The following is a 9,699-nucleotide window of genomic DNA, read 5'->3' as shown; positions in this document are numbered from 1 at the left end:
GTCGCGCAGTTCCCCGCGCCCCTAAAAGACTGCGCAGTTCCCCGCGCCCCCAGATACCTGGGGGCGCGGGGAACTGCGCAATCTTTTTGTCTTTGGCGGGCGACTAGTTCACGTTGCCCATCAAGGACTTGACCTTGTTGCGGTACATGAAGATCGCCGCGCCCGCCACGACCGCGAGGGTCGCCTCCAACGCCACGATCCCCATCCCGTTCAGGCCGACGCCCGCGATGGAGAGCAGCGCGGTCGTCGCGTCGCCGGCGGTGACCGCCAGGAACCAGACGCCCATCATCTGCGAGGCGTACTTCGCGGGGGCCATCTTCGTGGTGACGGAGAGGCCGACCGGGGAGAGGGCCAGTTCACCGACGGTCTGTACGAAGTAGATGGCGACCAGCCACATCGCGGCGGCCTTGTGGCCGCCGTCGGCGATCGTCAGCGGGGCCAGGAAGAGGAAGAACGAGGCACCGACCAGGACGAGACCGGACGCGAACTTGACGATCGTGCTCGGCTCGCGGCCGGCCCGGTTCAGCGCCAGCCACGCCCAGGCGAAGACCGGGGCGAGCGCCATGATCATGACCGGGTTGACCGACTGGTACCAGGAGACCGGGAAGTCCCAGCCGAAGACGCTGTTCTCGGCCGACGACTCGGCGAAGATCGACAGCGTGGAGCCGCCCTGGTCGTAGATCATCCAGAAGACGGCCGCGGCGACGAAGAACCAGATGTACGCGGACATCCGCGACTGCTCGACCCGGTCGAGCGACTTGTCGCGCTTGATCCTGGCGATCACCCAGACCGGGATGATCAGGCCGATGAGCGCGAGCGGGACCATGATCCAGTTCAGCGTGTAGTGGCCGGAGAGGCCGACGACGGCGTAGAAGACCGCGGCGACGGCCAGCCACAGCAGACCCTTGCGCAGGGTCGAGGACTTCTCCTCGGCGGACATCGGCGTCGGGACGACGTCGGACCGCGCGTCGAGGTGGCGGCGGCCCATCAGGAACTGCGCCAGGCCCAGTGCCATGCCGAGCGCGGCGAGCGCGAAGCCCAGGTGCCAGTTCACCTTCTCGCCGATGGTGCCGATCACCAGCGGAGCGGCGAAGGCACCCAGGTTGATGCCGATGTAGAAGACGGTGAAGCCGCCGTCGCGGCGCGGGTCGTCCGGGCCCTTGTAGAGGTGGCCGACCATCGTCGAGATGTTGGCCTTCAGCAGACCCGAGCCGATCGCGACGAGGCCGAGGCCGGCGAAGAAGGTGCCGGACGAGGGCAGCGCCAGCGTCAGATGGCCCAGCATGATGACCAGTCCCGCGACGGCGACGGTCTTGCGGGGGCCGAGCACCCGGTCCGCGAACCAGCCGCCGGGGAGGGCGAGCAGGTACACGAGCGACAGGTACACGGAGTAGATCGCGGTCGCGGTGGTCGCGCTCAGGTGCAGGCCGCCGGGCGCGACCAGGTAGAGCGGGAGCAGTGCCCTCATGCCGTAGTAGGAGAACCTCTCCCACATCTCGGTCATGAAGAGTGTGGCCAGTCCGCGGGGGTGGCCGAAGAAGGTCTTCTCGTGTCCGGAACCGGGGGTGCCCGGAGAGACCGAGTCCTTCGTCAGGCTGGACGCCATGGTCGTTCCTTGCTGGTCGGGACGCGCCGCCGAGGCGGACACCGCCGCAGCGGAGGCCGTTTCGAGCGGAATGGGGTTGCGCGCCCGGTGGGGGAGGCGGCCGGCACCGGCGGGTCGGCCGTCCCGCCCCACGCCCACGGGGAGTCCGTTCCGTCCTCGGTCGACGAGGTCGGAGCGGTGGACGACGACCACCGGGATCCACGCCCGTCGCGCGTTCTCACGCGCCGGGCCCGGCCACAGGTCATTCCTTCCAAGGCTGGTAGACACCAGCCCGCACACAAAAGAGACCTTCAGCGTGAAGCTTTCGCCAAAGGTCCCTGTGTGCTGCTACAGGCGTCTGGTCACCATAAGGCCCTACGCCACATCAATGCCGCATATGGCATGACTTGAGAGATGGATCACAGGTGTGGATGGAACCATGCGCCTGATTCGAAGGCCGTTCACAGATTTACATCCTCAACCCCAGGGTCGCACGGTGCGGAGGGGGCCCGGCCAACACGGATGTCGATCACCCTCACTGCGCCGCTCCACGGCGGACTACCATCAGTTCATGACCCGAGTACTGCTCGCCGAGGACGACGCGTCCATCTCGGAACCCCTGGCTCGCGCCCTGCGCCGCGAGGGGTACGAGGTTGAGGTACGCGAGGACGGACCCACCGCGCTCGACGCGGGCATCCAGGGCGGTATCGATCTGGTCGTGCTCGACCTCGGGCTGCCCGGAATGGACGGCCTGGAGGTGGCCCGGCGGCTGCGCGCCGAGGGGATGACCGTGCCGGTCCTCATCCTGACCGCGCGCGCCGACGAGGTGGACACCGTCGTGGGCCTGGACGCGGGCGCCGACGACTACGTGACCAAGCCCTTCCGCCTCGCCGAACTGCTGGCCCGCGTACGGGCCCTGCTGCGGCGCGGCGCGGCCGAGCCCCAGCAGCCGCCCGCCACCCACGGGGTGCGGATCGACGTCGAGTCGCACCGGGCGTGGATGGGCGACGAGGAGCTGCAGCTGACGGCCAAGGAGTTCGACCTGCTCCGGGTGCTCGTCAGGGACGCCGGCCGGGTCGTCACGCGCGACCAGCTGATGCGCGAGGTCTGGGACACCACGTGGTGGTCGTCCACCAAGACGCTCGACATGCACATCTCCTGGCTGCGGAAGAAGCTGGGGGACGACGCGGCGAATCCGCGGTACATCGCGACGGTACGAGGAGTGGGCTTCCGCTTCGAGAAGAGTTGACCCGTTGCTGTCGGCCGCGCCCCCTCGCCGTCGTGTCGTCGGTGGGTGCGCGGCAGCGGGCCGTGCGTGGCTGGTCGCCCAGTTCCCCGCGCCCCTGACGGGGCGTGGGCCCAGCCCGGATCATCAGTAGCCCGGAGGGACCTGTGCGTCGCCGTCTCATCAATTCCACGCTGGCCGTCGTGCTGGTGGTGATCGCCGTGTTCGGGGTCTCGCTCGTCATCGTCGAGACCCGCACGATCAGCAACAGCGCCCAGGAACGGGTGGACTCCGAGGCGGTACGGCTGGTCAGCATCGTCGACAGCCGCATCCTCGGCGACGAGCAGGTCAACGCCCGGGTCCTCAAGGACCAGGTCACGGGCGACCGGTACGCGCGCATCGAGATCCCGGGCCGCGACTCCATCCACATCGGCACGCCGCCCACCGGTGACGTCATCACCTCCACCCGCGAGGGCGAGGAGGGCGAGACCGTCACGGTGGAGGAGGCGCGCTCGGCGGTCACCCGTGAGGTCGGCCGGACGCTGCTGATCATCGCCGCGGTGGCCCTGCTCGCGGTGATCGCCGCCGTCCTCCTCGCGGTACGCCAGGCCAACCGGCTCACCTCCCCGCTGACCGACCTCGCGGAGACCGCGGAACGGCTCGGCTCGGGGGACCCGCGCCCGCGCCACAAGCGGTACGGGGTGCCGGAACTGGACCGGGTCGCCGATGTGCTGGACGGCTCGGCCGAGCGCATCGCCCGCATGCTGACGGCCGAGCGGCGCCTCGCGGCCGACGCCTCGCACCAGCTGCGTACGCCGCTGACCGCGCTGTCCATGCGGCTGGAGGAGATCACCCTCACCGACGACCCGAGCACGGTCAAGGAGGAGGCGACCATCGCGCTGGCGCAGGTCGAGCGGCTCACCGACGTGGTGGAGCGGCTGCTGACCAACGCCCGTGACCCGCGTACCGGCTCCGCCGTCACGTTCGACCTCGACGAGGTCATCAAGCAGCAGCTCGCCGAGTGGCGCCCGGCCTACCGCAACGCGGGCCGCGCGATCGTCAGCTCGGGCAAGCACCATCTGCAGGCCGTCGGGACGCCGGGGGCCGTGGCCCAGGTCCTCGCCGCGCTGATCGAGAACTCGCTGATGCACGGCGGTGGGACGGTCGCGCTGCGGACACGGGTCACCGGCAACCAGGCCGTGATCGAGGTCACCGACGAGGGGGCGGGGGTGCCGGCCGATCTGGGTGCGCGGATCTTCGAGCGGGCGATCAGTGGGCGCAACTCCACGGGGATCGGGCTCGCTGTCGCCCGTGACCTCGCGGAGGCGGACGGGGGGCGGCTGGAGATGCTTCAGGCTCAGCCGCCGGTGTTCGGGTTGTTCTTGTCTCGTACGCCGTTGAAACGGCGGGACGGCGACGAACCCACGGTCCGTTAGGGGCCCTCGGTTCGGCTTGTGTTCGGGTGGCGTCGCGTGGTGGAGAGGTGCGGCGCCGTGGGCGGCCGGTCGCGCAGTTCCCCGCGCCCCTCAAGGCAAAGGATTGCGCCGTTCCCCGCGCCCCTTAAAAGCTGAAAGCGAAAGACTGCGCAGTTCCCCGCGCCCCTGAAGGGCGAAAAACCAAAAGACTGCGCCGTTCCCCGCGCCCCTTAGGGGCTCATGGGGGTCAGCGGACCCTTTGGACCTGGCGGACGGGCCGGGGCGGGTGGCCTTCTGCCAGGTACGGGGTCGGGGGCTCCGGGAACGGGTCCGCGTCGGGTGCCGGGGTGTGGATCGGGGCGACCCGGAAGACCCACGTGCGGTACGACCAGAAGCGGAAGAGGGTCGCGATGCCGATGCCGACGAACTTGAAGACGTTGCTCGCCAGCGGGCTGTCGAAGCCCAGGCCGTACGTCGCGGCGAAGAGGAACCCGTTCTCGATGACGAGCCCGACCGCGCTGAACAGCACGAACAGCGTCAGCTCCTTCGTACGGCCGCTCTTGTCGCGATCGCGGTACGTGAAGTAGCGGAAACCGATGTAGTTCGAGACGATGGCGACGACCGTGGCGATCACACTGGCCCGTACGACCTGCAGGTCGGTCGTGTGGCGTACCAGGTTGAAGACGATCAGGTTGACGAGAAGACCGGCTCCGCCGACCGCGCCGAACTTGGCGATCTCCCTGGTCAGGCGCTCGATCCGGAGGCGCACAACGCTGGCCTGCCCGGCATGAGCCCCGCGTTTACCAGCTGTGCCCATGGTGTCGCCCAGCCCCCGTCTCGTCGGATCCGTCATTTTCGTCAACCTTCGTCGACTCAGCCATGCTAACCAGCGGTTCCCCCGGGTGCCCGGCCCGGACTCGAAGATGTGGCCCGGATGTGATGAACCCGCACAATTTCCGATGAACGGGCGCGCGACGGGGTGGCTCGAAACGGCCGATACCCTGGGGGTGTGACGTTCCCGGTAGTCGGCATGGTCGGCGGCGGTCAGCTCGCTCGTATGACGCACGAGGCTGGCATCCCGCTCGGCATCAGGTTCAAGCTCCTCAGTGACACCCCCCAGGACTCTGCGGCGCAGGTGGTCAGCGAGGTCGTCGTAGGCGACCATCGCGACCTCGGCACGCTGCGGGCCTTCGCGCGGGGCTGCGACGTGATCACGTTCGATCACGAACATGTACCCACCGAGCATCTGCGGGCACTGGAGGCGGACGGCATCCCCGTGCGCCCCGGCCCCGACGCGCTCGTGCACGCCCAGGACAAGGGCGTGATGCGCGCGAAGCTCGTCGAGATCGGGGTGCCGTGCCCACGGCACCGGATCGTGAGCGATCCCGCCGACGTGGCCGCGTTCGCGGCGGAAGGGCTCCCCGAAGGGGCCGAGGGGGACGGCTTCCCGGTCGTCCTCAAGACCGTCCGCGGCGGGTACGACGGCAAGGGCGTGTGGGTCGTGCGGTCCGCGGCCGACGCCGAGGACCCCTTCCGGGCCGGCGTCCCGGTCCTCGCGGAGGAGAAGGTCGACTTCGTCCGCGAGCTGGCCGCCAACGTCGTACGGTCGCCGCACGGCCAGGCCGTGGCGTACCCGGTGGTCGAGTCCCAGCAGGTCGACGGGGTCTGCGACACGGTGATCGCGCCCGCGCCCGGCATCTCCGAGGAGCTGGCGCTGAAGGCCGAGGAACTGGCCCTGCGCATCGCGAAGGAACTCGGCGTCGTCGGCCATCTCGCCGTCGAGCTGTTCGAGACCCGTGACGGCCGCATCCTCGTCAACGAACTGGCCATGCGCCCGCACAACTCCGGCCACTGGACGCAGGACGGCGCGATCACCTCCCAGTTCGCCAACCACGTCCGCGCGGTCCTGGACCTGCCCCTGGGCGACCCGCGCCCGCGCGCGAAGTGGACGGTCATGGTGAACGTCCTGGGCGGCGACTACCCCGACATGTACTCCGCGTACCTGCACTGCATGGCACGCGACCCCCAGCTCAAGATCCACATGTACGGAAAGGACGTGAAGCCCGGCCGCAAGGTGGGCCACGTCAACACCTACGGCGACGACCTCGACGACGTGCTGGAGCGCGCCCGTCACGCAGCCGGCTACCTCAGAGGAACGATCACCGAATGAGTCCTGTCGTAGGCATTGTCATGGGGTCGGACTCCGACTGGCCCGTCATGGAGGCCGCCGCGAAGGCCCTCGACGAGTTCGAGATCGCGTACGAGGTCGACGTGGTCTCCGCCCACCGGATGCCCCGCGAGATGATCACGTACGGCGAGGAGGCGGCCGGCCGCGGCCTGAAAGCGATCATCGCGGGCGCGGGCGGCGCGGCCCATCTGCCCGGCATGCTCGCCTCGGTCAGCCCGCTGCCCGTGATCGGCGTACCGGTCCCGCTGAAGTACCTCGACGGCATGGACTCGCTGCTGTCGATCGTCCAGATGCCGGCCGGTGTCCCGGTCGCCACGGTCTCGGTGGGCGGCGCGCGCAACGCGGGCCTGCTCGCCGCCCGCATCCTGGCCACGCACGACGAGGAACTCCTCGCCCGGATGCGTGACTTCCAGCAGGAGCTGAACGACCAGGCCACCGAGAAGGGCAAGCGGCTGCGCTCCAAGGTCGAGAGCGGCGCGGGCACGGGCAGCGGCTTCGGCTTCGGAAAGTGACGGACGTGACCACCATGCCTTCTCTGGAAGAAGCCCGCGCGTTCCTCGCCGACTTCCCCGTGGTCGACGGCCACAACGACCTTCCCTGGGCGCTGCGCGAGCAGGTCCGCTACGACATCGGCGCCCGCGACATCGCCGCCGACCAGAGCGCGCACCTGCACACCGACCTGGCGCGGCTGCGCGCGGGCGGCGTCGGCGCGCAGTACTGGTCGGTGTACGTGCGCTCGGACCTGCCCGGCGCGGTCACGGCGACCCTCGAACAGATCGACTGCGTACGGCAGCTGATCGAGCGCTACCCCGCCGATCTGCGCGCGGCCCTGACCGCCGCCGACATGGAGGCGGCGCGCGCCGAGGGCCGGATCGCCTCGCTGACGGGCGCCGAGGGCGGCCACTCCATCGACAACTCCCTCGCCACCCTGCGCGGCCTGTTCGAGCTGGGGGTCCGCTACATGACCCTCACCCACAACGACAACATCGCCTGGGCGGACTCGGCGACCGACGAGCCGGTCGTCGACGGCCTGTCGCCGTTCGGCCACGAGGTCGTACGCGAGATGAACCGCCTGGGCATGCTGGTGGACCTCTCCCATGTGGCCGCCACGACCATGCGGGACGCGCTGGACACCTCCACCGCGCCGGTGATCTTCTCCCACTCGTCCTCGCGCGCGATCTGCGACCACCCGCGCAACATCCCGGACGACGTCCTGGAGCGCCTGCCCGCCAACGGCGGTGTGGCGATGGTGACGTTCGTGCCGAAGTTCGTGCTCCAGGCCGCCGTCGACTGGACGGAGGCCGCCGACGAGAACATGCGTGAGAAGGGCTTCCACCACCTCGACTCGACCGCCGAGGCCATGAAGGTCCACCAGGCCTTCGAGGAGTCCACCCCCCGCCCGGTCGCGACCGTCTCGACGGTCGCCGACCACCTCGACCACATGCGTGAGGTGGCGGGCGTCGACCACCTGGGCATCGGCGGGGACTACGACGGTACGGCGTTCACCCCGGACGGCCTCGGTGACGTCTCCGGCTACCCGAACCTGATCGCGGAGCTCCTGGACCGCGGCTGGTCGAAGCCGGACCTCGCCAAGCTGACCTGGCAGAACTCGGTACGGGTGCTGGCCGCCGCCGAGGACGTGGCGCGCGACGAGCAGTCCCGCAGGGGCCCGTCGAACGCGACCCTGGAGCAGCTGGACGGTTAGTTTCCGGGTGTGGTGAGGGGGTGCCCCAGGAGCATGGCCGGGGCGCCCTGCACCCGCGTCAGGAACACGGTCGCGGAGTGCGGCCCCTGCGGCTTCACCTTGCGCCGCAGCTCCTCCGGCTCGACGGCCGACCCGCGCTTCTTCACGGTCAGGACGCCCACCTCGCGCTGCCGCAGCAGTGCCTTGAGCTTCTTGACGCCGAAGGGCAGCTGGTCGGTGATCTCGTAGGCGGTCGCGTACGGGGTGGCCGTCGCGGAGTCCGCGGTGACGTAGGCGATGGTCTCGTCGACCAGCCCTCCGCCGTCCAGCTCCGCGGCCACCTCGGCGACCAGATGCGCGCGGATGACGGCGCCGTCGGGCTCGTACAGGAAACGCCCCACGGGGCGTACCGCGGGATCGGGCAGTCCGCGGCCGAGGAGGGTCCGCGCGGCGGGCAGCAGGGTCGCGCGGACCGTGCCCGCCTCCCCGGTGCCGAACCACAGCACGGCCTCCTTCACGTCCCCGGCGTCCGAGATCCACTCGGCCCCGGCCTCGGCGGGCACGGCCTCGTGCGGAATGCCGGGGGCGATCTTCAGCGCGGCGAGAGGCGCCTTGAGGGCCGCCCGGACGGCCCACGACAAGGGCGGTGAGTAGGCCTCGGGGTCGAAGATCCGCCCGCGCCCGCCCCGGCGCCCCGGATCCACGAACACGGCGTCGTACCCGGCGGTGTCGACCTCGGTGACATCGGCCTCGCGCACCTCGATCAGCTCCGCCAGTCCGAGCGCCTCGGCGTTCGCGCGGGCCACGGCCGCGGTCAGCGGGTCCCGGTCGACGGCGAGGACCCGGATCCCGGCACGGGCGAGCGCGATCGCGTCACCGCCGATGCCGCAGCACAGGTCGGCCACGGACCGCACCCCGAGGTCCCTGAACCGCGCGGCACGGTACGCGGCGACGCTCGCCCGGGTCGACTGCTCGACCCCGTTCGGCGTGAAGAACATCTCCGCCGCGTCCGCCGCCCCGAACTTCGCGACGGCCCGCTGCCGCAGCCGCGCCTGTCCGAGCGCGGCCGACACGAGCCCGACGGGATGATCACGCCGCAGCCGCGTCGCCACGGCCAGTTCCTGGGCCGGTTCGGTACCGCGCACCTCGTCGAGCAGGGCACGCCCCTCGGACGTACGCAGAGCGGCGAAGGAGGCGAGCGGGGAGTCCGGCGGATCGAGGTCGTTCACCGCCCCATTGTGGGCCAGTCGGTGGACGGCACGCGCGCGACGGCGGTGTCGCCCCGGAGAAGGCCCCTTGACCTGGGAGTATCCGACCCCATGCGACTTGTAAGACAATCCCACATCAACGCCGCAAACGGGGTCCGGACGAGCGCCCCGAAAGGGGCGCGGGGAACTCCGCGACCGGCCCCCACCGGCCTGCGGACGACTGTCCGTCGGTCCCGCGCGGCACGCACGGCCCTGACCCTGCTCGCAGCCACGGCCGGTGCCCCGTCAGGGGCGCGGGGAACTGCGCGGCCCGCCCCCACCGGCCCGCAGTCGACCGCCCACCCGTCCCGGGCAGCGGCACGCACGGCCCTGACCCTGCTGGCAGCCACCGCCG

General features: G+C 70.5%; 8 protein-coding genes. 5 read left to right on the top strand and 3 right to left on the bottom strand.

What is annotated here, in order from left to right; translation table 11 throughout:
• Positions 1-103: 103 nt before the first annotated feature.
• Positions 104-1,606: an oligopeptide:H+ symporter gene (locus ACFVH5_RS18930; protein WP_385834802.1), complete on the bottom strand. Its 1,503-nt coding sequence runs from the start codon at positions 1,604-1,606 to the stop codon at positions 104-106.
• A gap of 550 nt (positions 1,607-2,156) precedes the next feature.
• On the opposite strand from ACFVH5_RS18930, the gene ACFVH5_RS18925 reads away from it, so the two are divergent.
• Together ACFVH5_RS18925 and ACFVH5_RS18920 are read left to right on the top strand one after the other, a co-directional pair.
• Positions 2,157-2,834, top strand: coding sequence for a response regulator transcription factor (locus ACFVH5_RS18925; protein ID WP_107015675.1), 678 nt, complete (start codon positions 2,157-2,159; stop codon positions 2,832-2,834).
• 143 nt (positions 2,835-2,977) lie between these two features.
• Positions 2,978-4,246: an ATP-binding protein gene (locus tag ACFVH5_RS18920; RefSeq protein WP_384813044.1), complete on the top strand. Its 1,269-nt coding sequence runs from the start codon at positions 2,978-2,980 to the stop codon at positions 4,244-4,246.
• 226 nt (positions 4,247-4,472) lie between these two features.
• Here the strand turns inward: ACFVH5_RS18920 and ACFVH5_RS18915 are convergent, their stop codons facing one another.
• Positions 4,473-5,042, bottom strand: a complete 570-nt coding sequence (locus ACFVH5_RS18915) for a GtrA family protein (protein WP_385834804.1) — start codon at positions 5,040-5,042, stop codon at positions 4,473-4,475.
• A 192-nt stretch (positions 5,043-5,234) separates the two neighbouring features.
• Here ACFVH5_RS18915 and ACFVH5_RS18910 point away from each other — a divergent pair, with 192 nt between their 5' ends.
• From ACFVH5_RS18910 to ACFVH5_RS18900, 3 genes are read left to right on the top strand one after another with little or no spacing between them, the layout of a single operon-like run.
• Positions 5,235-6,395 (top strand): 5-(carboxyamino)imidazole ribonucleotide synthase, encoded by a 1,161-nt coding sequence (locus tag ACFVH5_RS18910; protein ID WP_384813041.1) that lies wholly within the window; start codon positions 5,235-5,237, stop codon positions 6,393-6,395.
• Entirely contained in the window at positions 6,392-6,925 is a 534-nt protein-coding gene (purE, locus tag ACFVH5_RS18905) for a 5-(carboxyamino)imidazole ribonucleotide mutase (RefSeq protein ID WP_107015678.1), read from the top strand. The genes ACFVH5_RS18910 and purE overlap by 4 nt, the downstream gene beginning before the upstream one ends.
• Before the next feature lie 14 nt (positions 6,926-6,939).
• A complete protein-coding gene (locus ACFVH5_RS18900; protein ID WP_385834803.1) occupies positions 6,940-8,118 on the top strand; it encodes a dipeptidase in 1,179 nt (392 codons plus the stop codon).
• On the opposite strand, the gene ACFVH5_RS18895 is transcribed toward ACFVH5_RS18900, so the two are convergent.
• A complete protein-coding gene (locus ACFVH5_RS18895; RefSeq protein ID WP_385834801.1) occupies positions 8,115-9,326 on the bottom strand; it encodes a methyltransferase domain-containing protein in 1,212 nt (403 codons plus the stop codon). The two genes, ACFVH5_RS18900 and ACFVH5_RS18895, sit on opposite strands and share 4 nt — an antisense overlap.
• Between the last annotated feature and the right edge of the window lie 373 nt (positions 9,327-9,699).

The sequence above is a fragment of the Streptomyces sp. NPDC127119 genome (assembly GCF_042677425.1).
GTDB lineage: Bacteria > Actinomycetota > Actinomycetes > Streptomycetales > Streptomycetaceae > Streptomyces.
Note: the sequence above shows the minus strand (reverse complement) of the source record. Positions and strands in the feature narration are given on the sequence as shown.

Coding starts and splice junctions, on each gene's coding strand:
- ACFVH5_RS18930 (WP_385834802.1), bottom strand. CDS start 1,606: ATGGCGTCCAGCCTGACGAAGGACTCGGTCTCTCCGGGCACCCCCGGT.
- ACFVH5_RS18925 (WP_107015675.1), top strand. CDS start 2,157: ATGACCCGAGTACTGCTCGCCGAGGACGACGCGTCCATCTCGGAACCC.
- ACFVH5_RS18915 (WP_385834804.1), bottom strand. CDS start 5,042: ATGGGCACAGCTGGTAAACGCGGGGCTCATGCCGGGCAGGCCAGCGTT.
- purE (WP_107015678.1), top strand. CDS start 6,392: ATGAGTCCTGTCGTAGGCATTGTCATGGGGTCGGACTCCGACTGGCCC.
- ACFVH5_RS18900 (WP_385834803.1), top strand. CDS start 6,940: ATGCCTTCTCTGGAAGAAGCCCGCGCGTTCCTCGCCGACTTCCCCGTG.